This window comes from Corallococcus sp. BB11-1 (genome assembly GCF_026626625.1).
Lineage (GTDB): Bacteria > Myxococcota > Myxococcia > Myxococcales > Myxococcaceae > Corallococcus > Corallococcus soli.
Genome location: NZ_JAPNJY010000035.1, coordinates 482,098 through 505,044, shown reverse-complemented (window position 1 = coordinate 505,044; position 22,947 = coordinate 482,098). Strand labels below are relative to the sequence as shown.

The 22,947-nt window shown below is 70.8% G+C and carries 16 protein-coding genes; 8 read left to right on the top strand and 8 right to left on the bottom strand.

The window, feature by feature from the left end; genetic code table 11:
* Positions 1 to 13: 13 nt before the first annotated feature.
* Both OV207_RS31345 and OV207_RS31340 read right to left on the bottom strand, forming a co-directional pair.
* Positions 14 to 1,582 (bottom strand): Kelch repeat-containing protein, encoded by a 1,569-nt coding sequence (locus OV207_RS31345; RefSeq protein ID WP_267558681.1) that lies wholly within the window; start codon positions 1,580 to 1,582, stop codon positions 14 to 16.
* The gene (locus OV207_RS31340) at positions 1,579 to 2,424 is read right to left on the bottom strand and encodes a hypothetical protein (protein WP_267558679.1); all 846 of its coding nucleotides are present in this window, start codon (positions 2,422 to 2,424) and stop codon (positions 1,579 to 1,581) included. Before OV207_RS31340 ends, OV207_RS31345 begins: the two co-directional genes overlap by 4 nt.
* 124 nt (positions 2,425 to 2,548) lie before the next feature.
* Here OV207_RS31340 and OV207_RS31335 point away from each other — a divergent pair, with 124 nt between their 5' ends.
* Both OV207_RS31335 and OV207_RS31330 read left to right on the top strand, forming a co-directional pair.
* A complete protein-coding gene (locus OV207_RS31335) occupies positions 2,549 to 3,742 on the top strand; it encodes a toxin-antitoxin system YwqK family antitoxin (protein ID WP_267558678.1) in 1,194 nt (397 codons plus the stop codon).
* Positions 3,743 to 3,807: 65 nt separating this feature from the next.
* Positions 3,808 to 4,392 (top strand): TetR/AcrR family transcriptional regulator, encoded by a 585-nt coding sequence (locus tag OV207_RS31330; protein WP_267558677.1) that lies wholly within the window; start codon positions 3,808 to 3,810, stop codon positions 4,390 to 4,392.
* Positions 4,393 to 4,477: 85 nt separating this feature from the next.
* On the opposite strand, the gene OV207_RS31325 is transcribed toward OV207_RS31330, so the two are convergent.
* The 5 genes from OV207_RS31325 to OV207_RS31305 all read right to left on the bottom strand — a co-directional run bounded on the left by OV207_RS31325 (position 4,478) and on the right by OV207_RS31305 (position 13,644).
* Positions 4,478 to 6,085, bottom strand: coding sequence for a peptidoglycan-binding protein (locus OV207_RS31325; protein ID WP_267558676.1), 1,608 nt, complete (start codon positions 6,083 to 6,085; stop codon positions 4,478 to 4,480).
* Positions 6,086 to 6,384: 299 nt separating this feature from the next.
* Positions 6,385 to 9,741, bottom strand: coding sequence for a Dauer Up-regulated (locus OV207_RS31320; RefSeq protein WP_267558675.1), 3,357 nt, complete (start codon positions 9,739 to 9,741; stop codon positions 6,385 to 6,387).
* A gap of 269 nt (positions 9,742 to 10,010) precedes the next feature.
* On the bottom strand, positions 10,011 to 11,192 hold the full coding sequence (locus OV207_RS31315; protein WP_267558674.1) for a sialidase family protein: 1,182 nt from the start codon (positions 11,190 to 11,192) through the stop codon (positions 10,011 to 10,013).
* Between the two features lie 85 nt (positions 11,193 to 11,277).
* Entirely contained in the window at positions 11,278 to 11,604 is a 327-nt protein-coding gene (locus OV207_RS31310) for a hypothetical protein (RefSeq protein ID WP_267558673.1), read from the bottom strand.
* A 219-nt stretch (positions 11,605 to 11,823) separates the two neighbouring features.
* Positions 11,824 to 13,644 carry an aminopeptidase P family protein gene (locus tag OV207_RS31305; RefSeq protein ID WP_267558672.1) on the bottom strand — a complete coding sequence of 607 codons (1,821 nt, stop codon included), beginning with the start codon at positions 13,642 to 13,644 and terminating at the stop codon, positions 11,824 to 11,826.
* Positions 13,645 to 13,999: 355 nt separating this feature from the next.
* Here OV207_RS31305 and OV207_RS31300 point away from each other — a divergent pair, with 355 nt between their 5' ends.
* The gene (locus tag OV207_RS31300) at positions 14,000 to 15,238 is read left to right on the top strand and encodes a glycosyltransferase family 4 protein (RefSeq protein WP_267558671.1); all 1,239 of its coding nucleotides are present in this window, start codon (positions 14,000 to 14,002) and stop codon (positions 15,236 to 15,238) included.
* Positions 15,239 to 15,314: 76 nt separating this feature from the next.
* On the opposite strand, the gene OV207_RS31295 is transcribed toward OV207_RS31300, so the two are convergent.
* On the bottom strand, positions 15,315 to 16,766 hold the full coding sequence (locus OV207_RS31295) for an adenosine deaminase family protein (protein ID WP_267558670.1): 1,452 nt from the start codon (positions 16,764 to 16,766) through the stop codon (positions 15,315 to 15,317).
* A 387-nt stretch (positions 16,767 to 17,153) separates the two neighbouring features.
* On the opposite strand from OV207_RS31295, the gene OV207_RS31290 reads away from it, so the two are divergent.
* The 5 genes from OV207_RS31290 to OV207_RS31270 all read left to right on the top strand — a co-directional run bounded on the left by OV207_RS31290 (position 17,154) and on the right by OV207_RS31270 (position 22,865).
* A complete protein-coding gene (locus OV207_RS31290) occupies positions 17,154 to 18,080 on the top strand; it encodes a DMT family transporter (RefSeq protein WP_267558669.1) in 927 nt (308 codons plus the stop codon).
* 261 nt (positions 18,081 to 18,341) lie between these two features.
* Positions 18,342 to 19,136 (top strand): alpha/beta fold hydrolase, encoded by a 795-nt coding sequence (locus tag OV207_RS31285; protein ID WP_267558668.1) that lies wholly within the window; start codon positions 18,342 to 18,344, stop codon positions 19,134 to 19,136.
* 7 nt (positions 19,137 to 19,143) lie between these two features.
* Positions 19,144 to 21,153: a PAS domain-containing hybrid sensor histidine kinase/response regulator gene (locus tag OV207_RS31280; RefSeq protein ID WP_267558667.1), complete on the top strand. Its 2,010-nt coding sequence runs from the start codon at positions 19,144 to 19,146 to the stop codon at positions 21,151 to 21,153.
* 84 nt (positions 21,154 to 21,237) lie between these two features.
* Positions 21,238 to 21,852: a hypothetical protein gene (locus OV207_RS31275; RefSeq protein WP_267558666.1), complete on the top strand. Its 615-nt coding sequence runs from the start codon at positions 21,238 to 21,240 to the stop codon at positions 21,850 to 21,852.
* Positions 21,849 to 22,865, top strand: a complete 1,017-nt coding sequence (locus OV207_RS31270) for a DUF2071 domain-containing protein (protein ID WP_267558665.1) — start codon at positions 21,849 to 21,851, stop codon at positions 22,863 to 22,865. Before OV207_RS31275 ends, OV207_RS31270 begins: the two co-directional genes overlap by 4 nt.
* The last annotated feature ends 82 nt before the right edge of the window (positions 22,866 to 22,947 follow it).

Below are 22,947 nucleotides of genomic sequence, written 5' to 3'. Positions count from 1 at the left end.
CAGGCCGCCCGCCTCAGGGCATGGAGAAGAGCTCCGCGGTGCTGAGGGGTGAGCCGCCGCCATCGCCCCCCGTCACCAGCACCTGGCCCGACGGCAGCAACGTGGCCGTGTGGAAGACGCGTCCCCGGAAGAGCGGGGTCGTGGCGGCCCAGGTGCCGGTCGGCGGATCATAGATTTCCGCGCGGGCGAGGAACGCTTCGCCGTTCACCTCCTGGCCCCCTGTCACCAGCACCTGCCCCGAGGGCAGCAACGTGGCCCTGTGGAACTGGCTGCCCGTGACCATGCGGCTCGTGCGGGTCCAGGTGCCCGTCCCCGGGTCATACAGCTCCGCCTGGGCGCTGTTGTCGCTGGTCACCAGCACCCGGCCCGTGGGCAGGAGCGTGGCCTCCACGGCGACGCGGTAGGAGGCCAGGGCGCCCGTGGCGGTCCAGGCGCCCGTCGCCGGATCGTAGAGCTCCGTGGGGAACAGGACCCCGCTGTTTCCAACGCCCCCCACCACCAGCACCCGGCCCGAGGCCAGCCGCACCGCCGCGTGCACGGTGCGGCCCCTGAGCAGGCTGCCCGTGGCGGTCCAGGTGTTCGTCGCCGGATCGTAGAGCTGCGCGGTCGCGAGGGTCGCGCTGGCGTCCACGTCGCTGCCGCCCGCCACCAGCACCTTGCCGGACGTCAGCAGCGTCGCCGTGGCATGGGCGCGGGCCACGGCCAGGCTTCCGGCGGGGGCCCAGGTTCCCGCCACCGGGTCGTACAGCTCCGCCGACGCCAGGACCGCGGCGCCGTTCGCGCCGCCCACGACGAGCACCTTGCCAGAGGGCAGCAGCGTCGCCGTGTGCAGGGCGCGGCCCGCGGCCATGCCCCCCGTCAGGGCCCAGGTGCCCTTCGCCGGGTCATACAGCTCCGCGGTGGCCAGGGACACGGTGCCGCTCGCGCCCTCCCGGCCGCCCGCCACCAGCACCTTGCCGGACGTCAGCAGCGTGGCCGAGGCACCCGAACGTGCTCGGCCCATGCCGCTGATGCGCGTCCACGTCGGGCAGGCGGGGAACCCGGTGGCGGAGAACCGGGCGATGACCGCCAGGTCCAGGGCGTTGCTCACCGTGAGGGTGAAGGACGCCGTGACGCCAGGGTCCAGGCACGGGGGCGCCGTCCAGACGACCTGGCTCGTGGTGCCGGTGTCCTGCGCGGCGTCCAGCGAGCCTACGTTCGCGACCCAGGCGAAGCGCAGGGCGCTGCCCTGGGGATCCTCCGCGACGGCCCGGAGCGTCACCCGGTCGCGCGGCTTCACCTCGAAGGAGGCCGGGGGTCGCTCAATGAGGAGCGGGGGAAGGAACGGCCCCGCGTCCGGAGTCCCTCCATCGAAGCCCTCCCCGCCGTCCACGCCCCCGCCGTCCACGCCCCCGCCATCCTCCGGGTCCCCGCCATCCTCCGTGTCCCCGCCGTCCTCCTCGCCCCCAGCATCAGGCCCCAGGACGCCGCACCGCTCCGGGTTGCGCAGGCAGAACTCACGCCCCTCCTGGTCGAAGTCGATGCACCCCGTGAGCAGCAGCAGGCCCCCCACCAGCACCGCCCACCTCGCGAACGCGCTCACGGCCACCTCCCGGAGACGAAGGCGGACGTCCCGTCCGTGCCCAGCGCCAGCGTCCCCGGCCCCTGGGGCGCGCCCAGCAGGTACATGCCCGCGGAGAGCCCCAGCCCCGCCACGCCCGCCCCCGCGAGGACCCAGCCCACCGTCTGGAAGGTCTTTCCTCGCGACACGCTCCGGTCCACGTCCGAGGAGGAGGTCAGGCTCGGGTCGTCGTTGCGCAGCCGCGACCGCTCGCTCCGGGCCTGGAGGTAGGAGACCCCACCGCCCACCAGCAGCGCCCCGCCCACCGTCGCGGGGATCCACGCCTTCGCTCGCGCACCGCCACGCCCGGAGACCTCCTCCAGGGAGGACTGGGACCCCGCCGTCATCGGGGACGTGGGCGCGCCCGGTGCGGACGAATCCCCCGACGAAGGGGCCAGCGCGAGCTGCGCCTCCCGCTCACGCCGCACCTGCCGCCGCACGTCCTCGAACCTGCGCTCCACCTTGGGCGAGACCTTCAGCGGCAGCACTGCCCGGGGCTGAAGCTGGAGGGCGGACTTGAACGCAGCGGTGGACGCCTCGTTCTTGCCCAGGTCCGCCAGGATGACGCCCTCGTAGAGCGACAGGAGCACGTCGTCCGCGTCGCTGGCGGCGAAGCGCCGGGCATCCGCGAGCCGCTCCAGCGCGCGCTCGTACTCCAGGGCATCGTAGAGCTGGTGCGCGGAGCGCAGGTGGGTCCGCACGCCCTCGGACTCCTGGGCCTGGACCTGCCGTGGGGCGAGCATGGCGCCGCCCAGCACCAGCGCCATGAGCGACAGGGCGCGCTCACGCCTCCGGCGCTCCACGAATGACTGTTGTCTGCCCATGGAAGGCTCCCGGTGCCGGCGCGTGCCCAGACCATAAACCACGGCTCCCGGCCCCACACGGTTCCTGGCTCCGGTCCGTGGGGCTAGGGTGGCGCGAGCACCATCCGTCTCCTCCTGGAAACCCATGCGCGCGCCTCCCGTGATCCGCCTCGTCGTGCTCTCCGCCTCCCTGTTCGCCCTCCCCTCCTGGGCCGTGGAGGACTGCCAGTTCAAGGGCAAACCCATCAACCTGGACAACGGCAACTCGACCGCGGGCATCACCGGCACCGTGCGCTGCGTGGACCGGGACACGAAGAAGGAGACGCACACCGTCGCCTACCGCGACGGCAAGAAGGACGGCTGGGAGGTGCGCCGCTGGTCCGACGGCCGGGCCGTGGAGCAGGAGTACAAGGCCAACAAGCGACACGGCGGTTTCAAGCGCTACGAAGACGGCCGGCTGCTGGAGACGTCCACCTACGCCGACGACAACGAGCGCGGCGAAGGCGTGCGCTACCACCCCAATGGCAAGGTGTCCCACCGCGTGGACCGGCAGCCCGAGGACGCGAAGAGCACCTACGCGGACTACGACGACACCGGGCGGCTGAAGGAGGCCGGCTGCGGCCTCCAGTCCTCGCACGAGGCGGGCATCAAGGACTGCGTCTGGAAGGGCCCCTCCCCGCTCGTGTTCTTCCACGCAAACGGCCAGAAGAAGTCCGTCATCCCCCTGAAGAACGGCCTGCGCGAAGGCGTGACGGAGTCCTTCGACGCCCAGGGCCAGCGCACCAGCGCCATCTCCTACGCCGCCGGCCTGCGCGACGGGCTGAGCACCGTGTACTCCGGCGAGACCCCCCGCCGCTCGACGACGTACGCCAAGGGGCAGATGGAGGGCGACGAGACGGAGTACTTCAAGGACGGCGCCAGGAAGCTCGTCACCACCTGGAAGGACCGCAAGAAGCTCAAGCGCGTGGAGTACTTCCAGAACGGCGAGCGCAAGAGCGAGTTCGTCGTCACCGGCGAACGCGCGGTGGAGTCCCAGTTCGAGGACGACGGCTCGCTGCGCCAGCGGCAGGCCCTGGCCCTGGACGAAGGCAAGCACCGCTTCGAGCCCCACGGCGTGACGGAGTCCTTCTTCCCCGACGGGGGCGCGCAGTCGCGCGAGCACTTCGTCCAGGGCAGGTCCGAGGGCCAGCGCCAGGTCTGGGCCGACAACGGCGTCCTCGTGGAGGACTCGCAGTGGGCGAAGGACCGCGTCACCGCGCGCAAGCGCTGGAACCCGGACGGCGGACTCGTGGAGGACGAAGCTTTCTACGAGGACGGCTCGCGCAAGAAGAAGCCCTGAGCCTGCCCGCCCGCCTCATGGCGGCTTGACGGATGATGGTCGAAATATCACTACTGTCACCCGCCATGACCCAGAAGACGGAGCAGAAGCAGAAGTCGCATGACGCCATCCTCGCGTCCGCCGCCGCGTTGCTGCTGGAGCGGGGCATCCAGGCCAGTTCCATCATGGACGTGATGAAGGGTGCGGGGCTCACGGTGGGCGGCTTCTACGGGCACTTCGAGTCCAAGGAGCACCTGTTCACGGAGACGCTCCGGGGCACCACGCGCACGGTGTGGAACAAGCTGGTGCGCAAGGCGAAGGAGGACGCGCCCCAGGCCCCCGCGGCGCGGGTGCTGGAGGGCTACCTGTCGCGCAAGCACCGCGACGCCGCCGCCCCCACCTGCCCGCTGCCCAGCATCGTCGCGGACGTGTCGCGCACCGGAGAGCCGTACCGGGGCGCGCTGGAGGCGGAGCTGCAGGGGTTCACCCAGTCCTTCGCGGAGCTGCTGGGCCCGGGCGCGCGCCACCGCGAGAAGGCCCTGGTGGCCATCGCGCTCATGTATGGCGCCCTGTCGCTGTCGCGCGCCATCCGGGGCACGAAGCTGTCGGATGAGCTGCTGGAGGCGGCGAAGAGGTGGGGGGCGGAGCTGCTCGCGAAGCCGGCCGCGTGAGCCCCGGGGCTCCCCTGCCCGCAATGAAGAAAGCCCGATCCGTCACCGGACCGGGCTTCCTGGGACCAGGCCTACCGGGCCCTCATCAGTCGCGCTGGATGGCGCCCTTCGGGACGAGGATCACGACTTCCTTGCAGTCCGAGTAGATGATGGACGGCATGTCCTTGTAGTTGTGCGTCGTCTTGCCGCCGTTGCGCACGACGCCCATGTCGTTGCCCTTGGAGCCGCCGCTGTAGTCCCAGCCGTGGCGCGACTGGAAGATGATGGCGCCGTCCGGGACCTTGCCCTCCGCGACGAGCTTCTTGTACTGGTCCGCGGTCACCACGTTCGCGGTGGCGTTGCCGTACGGGCTCTTGATGGTCTGCTGACGCGAGCCGGGGAACGGGATGGAGTCCCAGCCCTTGCGCAGCATCTGCGCCATGCCGCCGCGCGGGTTGTTCGGGTCGTTGCCCGTGGCCGCGGGGGTGTTCGGGATGCCCAGGCGGGTCATGTTGTCCAGCGTCGTGCGCACGCAGTAGCCCGTCGCGCCGTTGTTCAGGTGCGAGGTGGCCAGCTTCTTCAGCGTGGGGTCGTTCGTGTTGATGCGCACGCCGTTGCCCAGCACCGCGCCGTTGTTGTTCGTCGCGGTGGTGCTGTTGCCGGTGTTCGTCCCGTTCGTCGTGTTGCCCGTGTTCGTGCCACCGGTGGTGTTGCCGGTGTTCGTGCCGCGGTTGCCCTGCAGCGTCCGCAGCGTGGTGGGCCCCACGTGGCCCTCCGCCGTGCCCGGGCGCAGGTCATGGGCCTTCTGGAACTCCGCCACGGCCTTGCGGGTGACGGGGCCGTACTTGCCGTCCGCCGGGATGCCCAGCATCTCCTGGATCTGCTTCACCGCGGGGCCCTGCATGCCCTCGCTCAGCTTCACGCCGCCCGCCTGCACCTGCGCCAGCGACGGCGCGGTGGTCCAGCGCTTGGGGCCACCCTGGTCGAAGGAGTCCGCCGTCTGCGTCGGGCGGGTGTTCGTGCCGGTGGAGGACGGCTGGGTCGTGGTGTTGCCGCCCACGGGCGCGCCACCGAAGCTCGGCGCCAGCGCCTGCGCGCGCGCCCAGACGTCGTTGGAGTAGTCGTTGCCCGTGGTGCCCTGGTCCATCCCACCCTGGGTCTTCACGTTCTTGGGGCCGAAGTTGTAGGCCGCCACCGCGCCGCGCAGCTGCTGCGCCTCCGGCCAGTCCGGGTGCGCCTTCTTCACGTCGTTCAGGTAGCCCTTGAGGATGCCCGCCGCCTGGTCGATGTGCGCGGCGCTGGTGGGCCCGCCCTTCGTCGAGTGGTAGCGGTGATCCACCTGCATCAGGCCAAAGCCGTTGCCCGCGTCACCGTGGCCCGTCCGGTCCAGGGCCGCGCCACCGCGCGACTCGCGGCTCGCGATGGCCGCCAGCAGCGCCGGGGGCACGCCGTGCTTCTGCGCCGCCGCCTCGATGGCCGCCTTGTGCGGCAGGATGCGGGGCAGGTCCGCCTGCGCCATCTTCTTCGACGCGTCCACTCCCGCCTGGTGCCCGTCCTGGCGTGCCGTGCGCGCGGACGCGCCCGTCGGCGTGTACTGCGAGAGGATGGCGTTCGGGTTCGCGGCGTCATTGCGCGCCGACGTCGCCGTCACTCCCTGAGAACGAGTCGAAGCAACTGAGTTCGTGCGCTGGGACGTGGTCGCGGACAGGCTCATGCGTGAATTCCTCGGTAGCGGCTGTGTTTCCTGTCCCGATTATCCAGATCACTCCCAGTGAGTTGCGTGAGATCCGAAATTTAAGATCTCACAGTTTAGCCAGCGTGAAATTTTCCGCTCAAACATGTCTGCCTTGAGCGCTTTGTCACGACTGGGTGACACGGACACCGTGGGTCCGTCTGGATTCACACCCATGACGCACCGCGATTAACGGAAAAGTCCATCAACACCAGAAAATCAGACGGGGCCTGCCTCCGCACTGGAAGCAGGCCCCGTCATGACAGAAAGCTACAGGCTGGCTAGACGAAGGGGACGCCGGGGATGTCGTCCGGGATGAGGTCGTCCAGGAAGTCCTTCACGGAGTTGAAGGCGTCGCCCGCGAGCTTGCCCACTTCGCCGGGGAGGTTCGCGAGCCCCTCCAGCGCGTCCTTGGCTGTTTCAATGCCCTTGCGCGCCAGGTCGTCCAGGTGGCCCACGGCGGCCTCCGCGAGCTGCCCGCCCGCGCCCGCCAGGTCCTTGAGCGCGTCCACGCCCGCGTCCTGCAGGTCCGCGACGGCGACGAGCAGCGCCTTGCCGCCGTCGGTGAGGTTGTCCTTCCAGGCCTTGGCGACGTTCATGAAGGACTCCACGCCGTCCTTGAGCAGGTCCTTGGCGAAGTCCTTGGCCCACTCCACGCGGTTGTCGACGAAGTCCTTGATGGCGCCGGCCGCGGCCTTGGCCGCCTCGCCGCCCTTGCGGGCCATGCTCGACAGCGTGCTGCCGACCCACTCGCCCGCCTTCGTCAGGGCCGCGCCCGGGTTCTCCGCGATGTACTTGAGCGTCTCCACGGCCTTCTCGCCGGCGTTGGCCAGGCCCTTCACCAGGTTCTCCGCCAGCTGGGCGCCCTGGGCCCCCAGGTCCTTCACGGTGTTCCAGGCCTTCTTCGCCAGCTCGCCGCCCTTGGCCAGGACGTCGGTGAGGGCCTCCTTGGCCTTGGTGGCGGCCTCGCCGGGGTTGTTGGCCGTCCAGGCCAGCAGCTCCAGGCCCTTCTCCCCCAGCTGCTTCGCCTTGTTCACCGTGCTGGAGACGAGCGCCGTCGCCCCGTCGATGAGCTCCTTCGCCTTCTCCTTCGCGGCGCCGGTCAGCTTGTCGTAGCCGGCCTTCAGGTCGTTCAGCGTGGAGACGGCCTTCTTGTAGAGGTCCTTGCCGGCCTGGGTGGCCAGGTCCACGCCCGAGTCGACGATGCTCTTGATGCCCTCGAGCGCCTTCTTCGCGGCCGCGCCGGGGTTCTGCGCGATGTACTTGAGCGTCTCCAGGCCCTTCTCGCCCAGCTTCTTCGCCTCGTCGACGACGCTGCCCAGGACCTTCTGGGCCTCCTTCGCCAGCTCGCCGCCCTTCTCGATGGCGGTGTTGAAGGCCTCGGTGGCCTGCTTGACCACGGCCTCGCCGTATTTGGACGGGTTACGCACCACGTCCGCCAGCTTGTGGATGACGGCCGCGCCCGTCTTCAGGCCATCCCCCGCCGCCTCCGCCTGCGACACGCCCACGAACTCGGCGAGCTTCACCGCGCCCTTGGCGGCCGTCTCCACGCCCCACTGCAGGAGCTGCGCGGCGCCCTCCGGCCCGTAGTACGCGGCCATGTGCGCCAGGCCCGCCGGACCCTGGGCCGCGGCGCCCGCGATGTTCACGGCCTTCATCCAGCCCGGGGCCTCGTAGCCCTCCGGGTCGGCCTCGTACTTCGCCTTCTCCTGGTGGAAGCCGATGTCCATCGCCAGCTCCGCCGCGCCCAGCAGCACGCTGGCGCCCACGTCCGCGGCCACGCCCACGCCGGTGAGGTCCAACGCGATGCCCAGGCCCGCGTCCGCGACGTTCAACGCCGCGATGGTGTGCGCGAAGTAGCCCAGGTCGTTGTTCTTGCCGTGCAGCTCCAGCGACTCCTTCTCGAACTTCGCCGCGTCGATGGCGTTGGGCAGCGCGCCCGCCACCGGGACGACCTTCGCCAGGTTCTTGAAGACCTTCTCGGCCACTTCGCCGGTGATCTCCACGCCGACCTTGCCCAGCACCTTCTCCATCACCTTCAGGCCCTGGCCCACGAGCTTGCTGCCCGCCGTGTCCAGCAGCGGGCCCAGGCCCTTGATGGTGGTGTTGAGCGCGTCCGCGCCCACGCCGTCGGTGAACTTGAGCAGCGCCTTGAGCGCGCCGGAGTCCATCTCCGTCACGGCCCTGGCCAGGACCTTGCCCGCGTCGTCGTCCAGCTTGCCCGCGAGCTTCGCGAACTGCTCGGCCGTCTTCGGATCGGAGAGGACCTCGTTGAGGACCTTGTGCTCCATGCCGCCCAGGGCGCTCACCAGCCGCTTGCCCGCGGCGGCGTCCAGCGTGCCCAGCTGGCCCACCAGGTTGTCCAGGGCCTTGGGGTCGGTGATGCCCTTGAGGGCGGACTCCAGCGACCCCGGACCGCCCAGCTTCGTGGCGGCGGCGTTGAGCTTCTCCAGCTGCTGGGGCGTGAGCTTGGACGCCAGCGCGGGGTCCAGCCCCTTCACCGCCACCTCCGCCAGCCGCGTGCCCTGCTGGGCCACCTCCGACGCGTTCTTCACGCCCGCGTTCTTCAGCAGGTCGGTGAAGCCCTTGAGGTCCTTCTTGAGGTCGGGCACCTCCGCGAGCAGCTGGGCGGCGGCCAGCGCCTTGTCCTGGAGGGACGCGTTGGGGTCCGCCAGCGTGATGGCGGCGCCCGCGGCGCGCAGCGAGCCGTCCAGCTTGCGCAGGTCATTGGCCAGGTCCGGGAACTTCTCCCCGGCGAAGTCCTTGAGCGCCTTGCCCAGCTCCAGCGTGGCCCGGGCCTTGTCCGTGGCGGACGCGTTGGGGTCCGTCCACTTGCCAATGGCGCCGACGAGCTTCTCCGCGGCGGGCAGGCCCTTGAGCGCGGTGTCCAGCACGCCCTTCAGGTCCTCCGGCTTGAGGATGTCCCCGGCGGACTTCGCCAGGGTGAGGGCGGCCTGGGCCTTCTCCACCGGGGTCTTCTTCGGGTCACTCAGCGTCCCCAGGGAGCTCAGCGCCTCCGCGTTGGTGGCGAGCTTCGCCAGCTTGTCGTCCTTGACGCCCAGGCGCTCCAGCGCGTTGGGGACCGTCTCCGGGAACTGCGAGGCCAGCTCGCCCAGGGCCGTGGCGCGCTCGGAGAACGTGCCGGCGCCCAGCGTGTTGAGCGCGTCGTAGGCCTTCTTGAGGTCCTCCTTGCTCTTCTCCTTCAGCTCCGGGAACAGCTTGGGCAACTCCTCCGGCGTGGCGGGCAGCGCGTCCGCGCGGGGCGGCGTCCCCTGCGGAGCCTCTGCGTTGACCTGCGCGTTGCGCGGATCCGCCGCGTTGGCGGCGACCGGCGTGGCGCCCGCGCCGCCCGGACCCGGCGGAGCGAACGGCGGCGCGGACTCGCCCGTCAGCCGGTTCGCGCCACGGCTGTTGACGTTGCCCGTGGAGAAGTCGTCCTTCTTGAAGAGCTGCACCTGGGGCTGCTTCGGCTGCTGCTTCGCGGCGTTCTCGGCGGCGGCCTTCGCGGCGGCGTCAGCAGCGGCCTTCGCGGCGGCGGCACGAGCAGCGGCTTCGGCGGCGGCGCGGGCGGCAGCAGCGGCGGCGGCGGCGGCGGCGGCGGCGGCAGCGGCGGCGCCTCCATCAACAGGGCGGGACATAAGGAATTCTCCTACCTTTGGGGAAACCGAGAACGGCTCCCGGAGTTCTCTACATTTCGGGACGAATGTTGCTGGCAGGCCCCCCATTGCACCAAGGCCCCCTCGGACAGCGGCGGTACGTCGTCACCGCTGGAATGGTTTCAACCTCCGGGTTTTTTCCGCATGACGCGCGAAGACATACCGGACGGAATGGGAGCCCCAGGCGGAGGGCGCCTCGCGACGCGGCGCGACAAGGCGGCCCCACCCGGAGCCCCTCAGCCGCCTGCTGGCTAGCGGAGGAGGACGCGGTTCGTGCCCAGCCCGTCGATGACGGCGATGACGTCATTGGGGGCGCGCTCGAAGAGGCCGGGGGTGTAGTTGCGCGACGTGCCCGTCCAGACGGGGCTGGGGGCGGACCAGGTCTCGAAGTTGACCGTGGTGCTGACGAAGCCGACGTGGCAGCTGCGCTGGTCCACCGGCGCGCTGGACAGGTCGGGCGGGCCGGCCTTGTCCTCGTCGGTGCAGAACGCGACGCCCACCGGGCCGCCGCCCACGCGGATGGCGTAGGGGACGTAGGCGTTGTAGCGGCGGCCGGAGCCCGGGTCGATGCGCGAGCTGTACACGGTGCGGCGCAGCGAGTCGTCCCAGGTGCGGCCCCCGTCCCAGGACTGCGCGGCGTTGATGACGTTGGCCCGGGCGCCTCCGGTGGGAAAGCCCTCCACGCCCTCCACGACGGCCATGATGCGGTCCCCGGACAGCTGCACCACCGTGGGCATGCCCTCGCGGCTGAGCGCGCCCGCCCGCTTGTCGCGCGACACGGTGACGGTGCCGTACGCGGTCCACGCGCCGGTGAGGCCCCGGCGGCCCTGCATGGCGATCCACTGGTGGCCGGGGAAGCCGCCCTGCGCGGCCAGCAGCTCCGAATCGTAATAGACCTGCAGGTCGCCGTTGCCCCGCCGGAAGAGGAAGGGCGCGCCCACGAAGCGCGTCGTCGGGCCGGCGACGGTGCTGTCGTAGACCCAGCCGTCACCGTCGTTGTCGCTGCGGGTGATGGTGACGCGGAACTGGCCGTTGGCGTACTCGCGGAAGGCGCAGAAGACGGTGCGCGTGCCCGGGATGGCCAGCATCGTCACGTCGCCGAACTCCACGTTCGGGTTGTTCGCGACGGAGCCGTGCAGGGTCCAGCTCGCGCCCCCGTTGGAGCTGATCCACACGTTGATGCCGTGGCCCCAACTGGAACCACCGATGAGCCGCCCGTCCGCGCGGCGGGTGATGCCCCGGATGGGAGCGCCGCCGGACGGCATCAGCACCCGCCACCCTCCCGCCGGCAGCTCGGACTCCACGCGGGCCACGGGCTCCGGAGCCTGCGCGTCCTCTTCCGGAGCGCAGGCCCCGAGCGAAGCCGTGAGCAGCGCGAACATCATCAGGCGTCGGGCAAGACGCGGGCAGGACGACCAGGGGGCTGGGTTCATGCCCGTGAGCCTGCCGTCACAGGATTCCGCGCATCAAGCGCCAGAGCGGCAAAACGGGACGAAGTTGACGGCGGGTCCGTCAGGCCTACAGCTTGATGAGACACGCCTTCTGTTCCGTGCCGCTCACGCCGTTGCAGGCGTAGTTGTCACGGCAGTCGTCCTGGGAAGAACAGACGGGCGAGCACATCAGCGACTCCGACTGACGCGCGCACAGCATGTCGGCGGGGCAGCCGGCCTGCGCCCCTTCCTGGGTGCACTCCTGGGCACAGAAGCCGCCGGGGAAGTCCTGGCGGCACTCCAATCCGACGTCGCAGCCGTCCTTGCTGCAGGACTCACCAGCGGCGCCGCTGCTGCCGCAGGCCATGAGGGGAAGGACCGCCAGACCCAACACCAACATCCAGACAGCGCGCATTCGCATCCACTCCAATGACAGGCAGGGCCCATCCCCGCGACGCCCAGCATGAACAGCCTGGAGACAGCCGTCCAGCCGCCACCCCTTGTGGTTGCACGGTGGAGGGCATCCGTCGCCTTCGAAAGGAAATCGAGCCAGCTTCCGGGCCCCGCTCCGTATGGGCGCGTCTCCACGCCGCCGCGGGACAGGGCCCTCCCTGTCCCGCGAGGCGCGGCGGCTCTAGAGCGCTTCGGTCCGCTTCAGCAGCCAGTCGCGCGCCGCGCCCTCCACGAGGGGCAGCAGCCGCTCCCGCACCGTGGCGTGGTAGGCATTGAGCCAGTCGGCTTCGGCCCTGGACAGCAGGCCCGGGTCCACGAGCCGCGTGTCGATGGGGCACAGGGTCAGCGTCTCGAAGCGGAGGAACTCGCCAAAGGCCGTCGTCTCCGCGGGGACCGTGGCGATGAGGTTCTCGATGCGGATGCCCCAGCGGCCGGGGCGGTAGAGGCCCGGCTCGTTGGAGGTGACCACGCCCGGCTCCAGCGCCGTCTGCGCGTCGTTGGGCAGCGTCTGGGAGATGCCGTGCGGCCCCTCGTGGACGTTGAGGAAGTAGCCCACGCCGTGGCCCGTGCCGTGGCCGTAGTCCATCCCCTCCGCCCACAGCGGCGCGCGCGCCAGCGCGTCCAGGGCCGGGGAGCGCGTACCCCGGGGGAAGCGCGCGAGCGACAGGTTGATCATCCCGCGCAGCACCAGCGTGAAGTCGCGCCGCTGCTCCGCCGTGGGCTCGCCCACCGGGACGACGCGGGTGATGTCCGTGGTGCCCGTCGTGTACTGCCCGCCGGAATCAATCAGCAGCAGCCCCTGGGCGGGGCTCCCCGGCGTGCACACCGTCGCGTGCGATTCCTCCAGCGCGCGGTAGTGCGGCATCGCGCCGTTCGCGTTGAACGCGGCGATGGTGGCGAAGCTCAGCGACACGAAGCCCGGGCGGCGGGCCCGCGCCGCGGACAGCCGCGCGTCGATGGTCAGCTCCGTGATGGACTCGCGGCCGAGCGCCGACTCGAACCAGGCGAAGAACTCGCACAGCGCCGCGCCGTCCTGCTCCATGGCGGAGCGGATGTGCGCGAGCTCCTCGGGCGTCTTGCGGGACTTGGCCACCGTCGACGGGTTGAGCGCCTCCACCACCGACACGCCCGACGCCACCGCCTGCCGCAGGCCGTACGTGACGCGCCGGGGGTCGAGCAGCAGCTTCGCGCCCTGCGGCAGCGCGCCCAGCGCCGGGGCCGCCTGCGCATAGGGGGCGAGCGTGACGCCATCCTCCTCCAGGGCCCGCCGCAGGGCGTCCGGCACCTTGCCGTCGGCGATGAACAGGCGGACGGCGCCGGGCTCGACCAGCAGGTGCGCGAGGAACACCGGGTTGTAGTCCACGTCCGCGCCGCGCAGGTTCGTCAGCCACGCGATGTCGTCCAGCGTGGAGATGAAGTGGTGCGTCACGCCCAGCCGGCCCAGCTCCTCGCGCAGCGCCTGGAGCTTGTCGGCGCGCGACATGGGCGCCAGGTCATGCGCGTACACGGGCGCCGCGGGCATCTCCGGGCGGTTTGGCCAGGCCTCCCCCACCACGTCCAGGTCCGTGCGCAGCGTCACGCCCTTCGCCGTGAGCAGGCTGGATGCCGCCCTCGCCTGCCCCAGGCCCAGCACCGCGCCATCCACCGCCACGGCCTGCCCCGGGGCCACGTTCGCGGCGAGCCAGTCGATGAACGGCAGCCCGGGCGCGTTCGTCGTGCGCACCGTCGCGATGCCCGTGCCCGAAAGCTGCGCGTCCGCCTGCTCCCAGTAGCGGTTGTCCACCCAGAGGCCGGCGAAGTCCGCGGTCACCACCAGCGTCCCCATGGAGCCGGTGAAGCCAGACATCCACTCGCGCCCCTTCCAGCGGCCGGGCTGGTATTCGGACAGGTGCGGATCACTGGACGGCACCCACACCGCCGCCACGTCGCGGGTCCGCATCACCTGTCGCAGCCGCGCGATGCGCTCGCGCGCCGCGGCACCCTGGCTCTCTTGAAGGCTCATGGCTTCCTCCGTCCGTTCCATCCGCGCCCCCCTCATGCCGGAAACGGGGCGTCTTTTCGAGGACTCCGGCGACCCGCGGCGCCCGACCCTCCCTCCGGCGCTCCATGAACGTGGAGGAGCGGATGGGCGCCCTCCGCACCGCGCCCTGGTCGGGACCGCGAGGCGTGACGGCGTCGGTGGGACGACGCGGTGCGGTAGCGCGGGGCGTTCCGGGAGGGGCATCTGTTGGCCATTGACGGAAAAACGTTCCCTGGCCCTGGGCCCCTTGCGCACGGGTGCTTACCAAGCCGGTGGCCTCGGTGAGGAGCCCGAGGCCACGTCCACCTGTCTCCTTGAACCGGATCTGGCCCCTACCGTGCGTCGCGTCCTCGCCGTCCTTCCCTACGTCCCGCTGCCCTCGGATACGGGCGGCACCCTGCGCACGCTGGAGCTGGTGCGCGCCCTGGCATCGCGCTTCTCGCTGGACGTGCTCGCGCTCCACCGGCCGGGCAACGACGCGGGGGGCTTCACGCGCTGGCTGGGCGAGCTGGGCGTCCCCGCCTCGCGCCTCCACCTGGTGGACATGCCCCGGGTGGCCCCCTCCGAGGCGCTGAGCAGCGCCCGGGCCTTCCTGCGGGGCACGCCGCTCACCTACGTGCGCTACACGCGCCAGCGCCTCCAGGAGGCCTTCCGCCGCGTGCTGGCCCGGCAGGGCCCCTTCGACATCATCCACTTCGACCACCTGCACATGGCGCAGCTGCTGCCCCTGGCGCGGGAGCTGAACCCGTCCGCGCACCTGGTCATCGACGAGCACAACGTGGAGAGCCAGCTGCTCGCCCGCATGGCGCCCTTGAGCGCGGCGCCGCTGCGGCCCTTCCTGCGCTGGCAGTTCGACCGCGTGGAGCGGCTGGAGCGCGAGTGCGTGAGTCAGGCGGACTCCGTGCTCGCGTGCTCGGAGGTGGACGCCGCGCAGCTGCGCGCCCTGGGGGCGAAGCAGGTGCACGTGGTGCCCAACGGCGTGAAGCTGCCGGACTTCGTGCCCGCGGAGAAGGCGGGCAACGACCTGGTCTTCGTGGGCTCCATGGACTGGTGGCCCAACGAGGACGCGGTGCTGCGGCTGGCCAGGGAGGTGTGGCCGCTGGTGTCGTCGGAGCTGGCGCCGGGCAAGCTCATGGTGGTGGGCCGCAGCCCGTCCGCGTCCGTGCGGGCCCTGGAGAACGAGCGGCTGGTGGTGACGGGCTCGGTGCCCTCCGTGGCGCCACACCTGGCGCGCGCGCTGGCGACGGCCATCCCCCTGCGCGCGGGCAGCGGCACGCGCCTCAAGGTGCTGGAGGCGGCGGCGGCCGGCGTGCCCGTGGTGGCCACGCGGCTGGCGGTGGAGGGCCTGCCCGTGGTGGAGGGCCAGGACGTCCTGCTCGCCGAGTCCCCCCAGGAGTTCGCCGACGCCCTGCGCCGGCTGCGCAATGATCCGGACCTGTGCAAGAAGCTCGCGATGAACGCCCGCCGGCTGGCGGAGTCCTTCGCGTGGGAGGGCATTGGCGCGGGCCTGGGCGACATCTACCAGAGCGCCTCCGTCACGGACCGGAAGCCCTCCGGCGGAGAGCACGCCCGGTAGGGGCCACGCGGGGGCCCCATGTCCATGTCCGCGCCAGGAGCCCGACCGCCGGGCCTCCCGACGCGGCAGCGGTGGCCTACTTGCGGACGGCGCGCGTCTGCATGGCGGCGACGTCGGCCTCGAACTTCGCGAACCGCGTGTCCAGCTGCTTCGTCAGCCGCTTCTTGTCCGACTCGGGCAGGAAGGCGTAGCGCAGGCTGTCGTAGGAGAGCTTCTTCACCTCCGCGTAGGTGGGCTTGTAGCGGCTGGCGAACAGCACGTATTCGTTCGACAGCGTGTGGCGGGTGACGCCGGAGTCGTCGGTGCAGATGACGAACGGGACGCCGTACTTGCGGTACAGCGCGACGGGGTGGGCATCGCCCTTGACGCCCAGGATGAACTCGTTGCTGGTCAGGTTCACCTCGATGGGGATGTCGCGCTCGCGCAGGGTCTTCAGGGTCTGCGGCGCGTCGCTCTCCTGCGCGATGTCGATGCCATGGCCGATGCGGTTGGCCCCCGCCACCCCGACGGCCTCCGCGATGTGGAACTTGAGGCCCTCCGGCGGCACCATGCCCAGCGCCAGCTCACCGGCGTGCAGCGCCAGCTTGACGTCCGGATACCGGGCCTTCAGCAGCCGGAACATCCGCATGTGCAGGCGGTAGTCGCGCATCGCGACGTTCCCGTTCTCGGCGCCCACCAGGTTCACCGCCACCACCTGCTTCTCCTGGTTCGCGATGTTGAACGCGGCGGCGATCTGCGAGAACACCAACGACGGTGAGAGCGCGCGCAGCACGTAGGCCTGGTAGCGCATCGTGAAGTTCTCATCGTCGATGCCCTGGCTGCTGTCCTTCACCCGGGCGACGTACTTCTGGACGCCCTGCTGGAAGGTGGGGTCGGCCTCCAGCTTCGCCAGCTGCGCCGTCAACCGGGCCTGGAGCTTCGCGTCGTCCAGGCCCGCCGCCGCGACGTCGCGGTCGAAGTCGGCGTCCGGAATCCCCGCGGTCAGCTCGAAGATGGTCTCGATGTAGCCGACGTTCTCCGCGAGCGCGCGCTGCTTGAGCGTCCGCAGCCCTTCGCGGTTGTTGGTGGAGGCGACGTCGTCGAAGTACAGGAAGGTGTTGAAGAACTGGAGGTCCGGAGGAGGCTTCGCCCCGCCGTGGTTGCTGAAGTCCTTGCTGGACCAGCGCTGCAACAGGTCGCGGTAGGCCGTGTCGTCCGCCGCCAGGTCCTTGCCGCTGACGCACTCCGGGGTCGTGGGGCGCTGGAGCTGGATCTTCGAGGTGGCCTTGTTCACGCAGTAGCCCTGCTTGTCCACCCACTCCAGGTACTGCTCGGCATAGATGGCGCCCGAGTAGTGGTGATGCAGGTCGCCCCCCTTGGGCATCAGGTTCATGAACAGGGTCAGCTCCGCCAGCTTCGGCTCGGCCCCGGACAGCAGGGACGCGAAGTGGCGCTGGGTGACGGCTTCGTGGCTGGCGGCCTGGGCGGTGGGCGTGGCGACGCCGGCAGCCGCCAGGGTGAGCATCAAGCCCGTCAGGGTGTCTCGCATGGGTGTCCTCGGAAGAATGGAGAAGCGCGGGCTCCCGTCGTGGGGAGCCACGCCCGCCCCTTAGCAAGCGAGGGGCCTGCCCAGGTCCCGCGAAGTGCTCCACGAAGCGCCAGCGCCCCCTGACGCCGCTGCGCGGGGATGACACGTCAGCCAGGCCGACGGACCCGTTCGCCCCCTGGCCTGACACGTCAGGACGCCTCGCGTCGGAGGCTCCCCTGCCCTTACAAGCGGTAGAAGCGCTTCCCCCCCGGGGGCGCTGTCCCAGCAGGGCGGTAACGGTTAATCAGGGGCAGGCCCGCCCCGGACACACCCCGCCATGTCACGCACCGCGTCCCTCCGCCCTCCTGTCGCCCCCGCTCCGTCGCTCCGCCCGGTGGAGGTGCGCCCGTGAGCACGCGTCGCGGCACGGACGCCTTCAGCTTCCAGGTGATGCTGGGGCTGTGCGCCCTGTGGGGCATGCAGCAGGTGGCCATCAAGCTGGCCGCGCACGACGTCGCGCCCATCCTCCAGGCCGCGCTGCGCTCGGGCGTGGCGGCGCTGCTCGTGGGGCTCCTCATGACGTGGCGCGGGGGGTGGGAGGGCCTGCGGCAGGGGACGCTGCGAGGCGGGCTGCTCGCCGGCGTGCTCTTCAGCGCGGAGTTCCTGCTCATCGCGCTGGCCCTCACGTACACGAGCGCGGGCCACGTCGCGGTGTTCCTCTACACCGCGCCCGTCTTCTCCGCGCTCGGGCTGCACCTGCTGCTCCCCGGCGAAAGGCTGCGGCCGTTGCAGTGGCTGGGCATCGCCGTGTGCTTTGGCGGCATCGCCCTGGCGTTCATCGGCGGGGCGTCGCACACGCAGCTCGACGCGCGGACGCTGCTGGGGGATGCGCTCGCGGTGGGCGCGGGCCTCGCATGGGGCCTCACCACCGTGGTGGTCCGCGGCTCGCGCCTCTCCGAGGCGCCGCCGAGCCTGACGCTGTTCTACCAACTGGCCCTCTGCTTCGTCCTGTTGATGGGCGTCGCGTTGGCCACCGGGCAGACGGAGCACGTCACCCTGACGCCCATCGCGGTGGGCAGCGTGCTGTTCCAGGGCATCGGCATCTCCTTCGCCAGCTACCTCGCCTGGTTCTGGCTGCTGCGCCGCTACCTGGCGTCCAACCTGGCCGTGTTCTCCTTCATGACGCCGCTGTTCGGCGTGTCGATGGGCGTGCTCATCCTCAAGGAGCCGCTCACGACGAGCTTCGTCGCAGGCGCGGCCCTGGTGCTCGCGGGCATCGGCCTGGTGAGCGGCGAGGCCTGGCTGCGCCGACGGCTGGGGACCGCCACCACCTGAGCGAGTGAGCGTTCGACGACGGGGCAGACGCCCGAACGCACCTGGAAGCCATGTCCGAACCGCCAGCCCTGGCGAATTCCAGACTCACGCCAAGCCAACACGGACACTTCACGGATTCCGGGCGTGATCCATAAACTCGGTGAAGGAACAATGAAGTAAGGCCCATGCTCCAGACGTTCGGATACGGGAGCGACGGTCGGATGCCGCGCGCCTGGCCTGGGAGTGAACGTCGGTCTTTCCCCTTCATCACGGGAGGCGCACATGGGGGTGCTCGCTCGGAACAACGTCAAGGTGAAGGGTCAGGGCGCCCGGCCCATGCTCTTCTCCCATGGCTTCGGCTGCGACCAGAACATGTGGCGGTTCGTGGCGCCCGAGTTCGAGCGGGACTACCGCACCGTGCTCTTCGACCACGTCGGGGCTGGGGGCTCGGAGATCGCCGCCTATGACCGCACGAAGTACTCGACGCTGGACGGCTACGCGGACGACGTCCTGGAGGTCTGCCACGCGCTGGACCTCCAGCGGGGGGTCTTCGTCGGGCACTCGGTGAGCGCGATGGTCGGGGTGCTGGCGGCCATCCGGGAGCCAGAGCGCTTCGACAGGCTCGTGCTCGTGGGCCCATCGCCCTGTTACATCAACGACGAGGGGTATGTCGGCGGCTTCTCGCGAGAGGACATCGAACAATTGCTGGAGTCGCTCGACGACAACTACCTGGGCTGGTCCAGCACGATGGCGCCCGTCATCATGGGCAACCCGGACCGGGCCGAACTCGGCGAGGAGCTCACCAACAGCTTCTGCCGGACGGATCCAGAGATCGCGAAGCACTTCGCGCGCGTCACCTTCCTGTCGGACCACCGGGCCGAGCTGCCCAGGGTCAAGACGCCGTCCCTGGTCCTCCAGTGCTCCCATGACGTCATCGCGTCGGAGGCCGTGGGCGAGTACGTGTTCCGGAACCTGCCCACCGCCGAGCTGGTGCTCATGAAGGCGACCGGGCATTGCCCGAACCTGAGCGCTCCCGCGGAGACCGTCGCCGCCATGAAAGCCTACCTGGGCACCTGAGCCGACGATGCGGGATGACGCGGAGGACACAAGCTCCAGGGGGGCACCATTCGAGGAGTCGGCGGAGGATCTCTATGAGAACGCGCCGTGCGGCTACCTCTCCACGACCCCCGAGGGGCTCATCGTCAAGGTCAACCAGACCTTCCTGACCTGGACCGGCCATTCACGAGAAGCCCTGGTCGGACGCAAGCGGTTCTCCGAACTGCTCACGGTCCCGGGCCGCATCTTCCACGAGACGCACCTCGCGCCGCTCCTCCAGATGCAGGGCTTCGTCCGCGAGCTCTCCCTGGAGCTGACCTGCCCCGGCGGCCCTCCGCTCCCGGCGTTGATCAACGCCGTGCAGATGCGGGATGCGCTGGGCAGGCCCCTCTGCGTCCGGCTCACCGTCTTCAACATGACGGACCGCAAGCGCTACGAGCGCGAGCTGCTGCTGGCACGCCGGAAGGCGGAACAGCTCGCCCAGTCCAAGGCGGGCCTCCTGGCGACCCTCAGCCATGAGGTGCGCAACCCCGTCAACGCCATCACCGCCGCCACCCGGCTCATGGGGATGACGCCCCTGACGGACAAGCAGGCGAAGTACCTGCGCGTCCTCGGCGCGTCCTCCGGCACCCTGCTCGCGATGGTCAACGACATCCTCGATTGGAGCAAGATCGAGGCGGGCCAGCTCGCGCTGGAGCAGCGCGAGTTCGATCCCCGGGAGCTCATCAGCGGCATCGTGAACGGGCAGGCCGCCCGGGCCGAGGAGAAGAAGCTCCAGCTCCGGGTGGAGCTGGACGCGCAGCTCCCCCACTGCCTCCTGGGAGATCCGCTCAAGCTCGGGCAGATCCTCACGAACCTCGTGAGCAACGCCCTGAAGTTCACGGAGAAGGGTCACGTCACGCTCTCCGTCGTCGTCCGGTCCCGGGACGGCGACGTGTGCGACCTCACCGTCCAGGTGAGCGACACGGGGATTGGGATCTCCGCGGACCGCATCGCCGCCATCTTCGAGGAGTACGCCCAGGCGAACTACGACATCGGGATGAAGTACGGGGGCACGGGTCTGGGCCTCTCCATCAGCCGCAAGCTGCTGGAGCTGCATGGCAGCAAGATGGCCGTGAGCAGTGAGCTGGGAAAGGGGACCCGCTTCTGCTTCGACCTGCGCATGAAGGCGCGCGCGGGCATCCCCGACACGGCGCCCGACCGCGCATCGCCCACGCGGGGGCTCCAGGGCCTGCGGGTGCTCGTGGTCGAGGACAGCGAGGTCAACACCTACGTGCTCGCCCGCTGGTTCGAGCAGTGGGGCGTCGTGTTCGACGCCGTCAAGAACGGGCAGCAGGCGGTGGAGCGGCTGCGCGAAGGCACCTACGAGCTTGTGCTGATGGACCTGCACATGCCGGAGCTGGGCGGCTTCGATGCCCTGAAGGTCATCCGGCAGCTCCCGGACGAGCGGCTGCGCAAGCTGCCCGTCATCGCCATCTCCGCCTCCGCGCGGGCCTGGCAGGAGGGCCGCATCCTGGCCTCTGGCTTCACGGACTTCATCGGCAAGCCCTTCGACGCGGACGTCCTCTTCCACAAGATGGCGCGGTGCACGTCGCGCGAACTTCCGGACCGGCCCGAACACACGCCGGCGCCGGTCCTCCGCGCCCCCGAACCCACCGCCTCCGCCGACAACCCGCTGGCCCTGGCGCAGGACTTCAGCTTCGCGAAGCTCGGGCAGCGGGCGGCGGGAGACTCCCAGGCGCGCGCGGCGCTGGCCCGGCTCGCCCTCCAGGAGCTGGAGCAGGCGCGCCCCGCGCTCATGGCGTCGCTCACGGCGGGCGCGCGCGACGACTACGAGCACCTGTGCCAGGGGCTCACGGGGACGCTCCTCTTCCTCGAAGCGAAGGGGCTCGCGGCCGCCCTGCGCCGCGCACGGGGGCTGCTCGCCAGCGCCTCGAAGCCCCCCGCGCGGGTGCAGGCCGCCACGTTCGCCATCGACTGGGAGCTGGACACCCTCGTCGTGGCCCTCACCGACGTCGCGAGCGAAGCGGGCGCCTGACGCGCGCCAGGAGCGACGGCGCCCGGTGGCCGCTCGCGGGTTGGACCGCGTGCGCGTCCAGCAAAAGCAGTAACGTCGCGGGTGATGAATCGCACCGAAGCCACCCAGGCCCTTGAACTCATGCGCCGGGTCGTCGCGCAGGCCCGTGACGACACCGCGCTCCAGAACTGGGGCGCCATCTGGATGCTCCACGCCTTCATCAACGGCGGGGGCTTCCTGGCCACGGACGGGCTCTGGGAAGCGGGCCATCGCGGCCCGGGGCCCTTCGTGCTGCTGTGGACCGTGCTGCTCTCCTTCAACCTGACCAGCATCTTCGTGATGAAGCGCGGCCAGTCCGCCGGGGTGCGCTCGTTCATCGAACGGCAGATCTGGTCCATCTGGACCACCTTCATGGGAGGGCTGGTGCTGGTGGCGGTGCTCAACCTGCTGCTGGGGCTGGACCGGCTCTTCGTGCCCGGGGTGGCGTGCGTCCTGTTCGCCATGTCCTTCGCGTCCATGGGCGCGCTGATGGGCCGCGTCTGGTACGGGATGGCCCTGCTCTTCGCGCTGGTCGCCCTGGGGATGACCCGCCTGGAGTCCCACGCGTTCGGCGTGCTGGGCGGACTCTGGTTCCTCGTCCAGTTCGGCTCCGGCCTCGCGCTCCACCGCGCCCGGAGCCGGCGGCTCGCCGCCGGGGACGCGGGACCCCGGCTGGTATGAGCCCGGAGGCGCTCGCGGCCCTGGTGGCGCTGGCCATGGAACCGCTCGGACTCACCGAGCGGGCGCTGACCGCGCGGCTGAAGGAAGCCGGCGTCGTGGAGCCCGGCGTGGTGCTGCGGCGGCTCGTCGCGACGGGGCTGGTGCAGTCCTCGCGAGGGGTGTGGGTGCTGACGCCGTCGGGGCACGAGGCGCTCAGGGAGGCGCACGCCGCGCTCACCCAGGCCCAGGACCCCAGCCCGAGCTCCGAGGGCATGGAGGCGTGTCCTTCCGTGCCGTGGCTCACACAGGTGCAGACGCACTGGGTGGAGGCCCTGTCGCTCAACTACGCGGTGGACCCGGGCCTCCTCGCGCGCCTGCTGCCCGCGCCGCTGGAACCGGAGGTCTTCCACGGCACCGCCTGGGTGCAGGTGCTGATGTCCTCGCTGCGCGACATGCGGCCGAAGGGGCTGTCCTCGCTGCTGGGCGTCTGCTTCTACCAGGTGAGCTACCGGGCCGCGGTGCGCTACCGCAACGCGCGGGGCGCCTGGCGGCGCGGCGGCTACTTCGTGCGCAGCGAGACCAGCGATCCGGTGATGCGCGGCGTGGGAAACGCGCTCAAGGAGTTCAAGTTCCACGAGTTCGGCGAGGCCCGGATGGTGATGGCGCGCGAGGGCGACCTGCTCACGGTGGGCGTGGACCCGGAGCCCGCCTTCCCAGGAGGGAAGCTGGTGGGCGTCTTCGACACCGAGCCCCGGACGCAGCCGCCCGAGGGCAGCGTGTGGTCGGACCTGGACGCGCTGCATGAGCCCCTGGTCGAGTGCTACGACGCGCTCGGCGTCGCCGACGGGTTCGTCTACGTGCTGACCATCGACCGCGAGCCCTGGAACGCGCGCTTCGCCAGCCCGGTGCAGTTGTATTGCGAGTACCTCCAGGAGGGCCCGCTCGCTCCGGGCGCGAGGCTCGACTCGGTGCTGCACCTCACCGAGTGCGCCTACCGCTGGCGCCCGCTGCGCCGCGAGCGGTACGCGCGCTGAGCGGCCCGTGGGCCGGACGGGGCCCAGCGCGTCCGCCCTGAAGCGCGAGGCGACGGACGGGAGCCGGGCTCGTCCCGGTCGC

Coding starts and splice junctions, on each gene's coding strand:
- OV207_RS31320 (WP_267558675.1), bottom strand. CDS start 9,741: ATGTCCCGCCCTGTTGATGGAGGCGCCGCCGCTGCCGCCGCCGCCGCC.
- OV207_RS31315 (WP_267558674.1), bottom strand. CDS start 11,192: ATGAACCCAGCCCCCTGGTCGTCCTGCCCGCGTCTTGCCCGACGCCTG.
- OV207_RS31285 (WP_267558668.1), top strand. CDS start 18,342: ATGGGGGTGCTCGCTCGGAACAACGTCAAGGTGAAGGGTCAGGGCGCC.
- OV207_RS31335 (WP_267558678.1), top strand. CDS start 2,549: ATGCGCGCGCCTCCCGTGATCCGCCTCGTCGTGCTCTCCGCCTCCCTG.
- OV207_RS31305 (WP_267558672.1), bottom strand. CDS start 13,644: ATGAGCCTTCAAGAGAGCCAGGGTGCCGCGGCGCGCGAGCGCATCGCG.
- OV207_RS31340 (WP_267558679.1), bottom strand. CDS start 2,424: ATGGGCAGACAACAGTCATTCGTGGAGCGCCGGAGGCGTGAGCGCGCC.
- OV207_RS31325 (WP_267558676.1), bottom strand. CDS start 6,085: ATGAGCCTGTCCGCGACCACGTCCCAGCGCACGAACTCAGTTGCTTCG.
- OV207_RS31295 (WP_267558670.1), bottom strand. CDS start 16,766: ATGCGAGACACCCTGACGGGCTTGATGCTCACCCTGGCGGCTGCCGGC.
- OV207_RS31275 (WP_267558666.1), top strand. CDS start 21,238: ATGAATCGCACCGAAGCCACCCAGGCCCTTGAACTCATGCGCCGGGTC.
- OV207_RS31280 (WP_267558667.1), top strand. CDS start 19,144: ATGCGGGATGACGCGGAGGACACAAGCTCCAGGGGGGCACCATTCGAG.
- OV207_RS31270 (WP_267558665.1), top strand. CDS start 21,849: ATGAGCCCGGAGGCGCTCGCGGCCCTGGTGGCGCTGGCCATGGAACCG.
- OV207_RS31310 (WP_267558673.1), bottom strand. CDS start 11,604: ATGCGCGCTGTCTGGATGTTGGTGTTGGGTCTGGCGGTCCTTCCCCTC.
- OV207_RS31330 (WP_267558677.1), top strand. CDS start 3,808: ATGACCCAGAAGACGGAGCAGAAGCAGAAGTCGCATGACGCCATCCTC.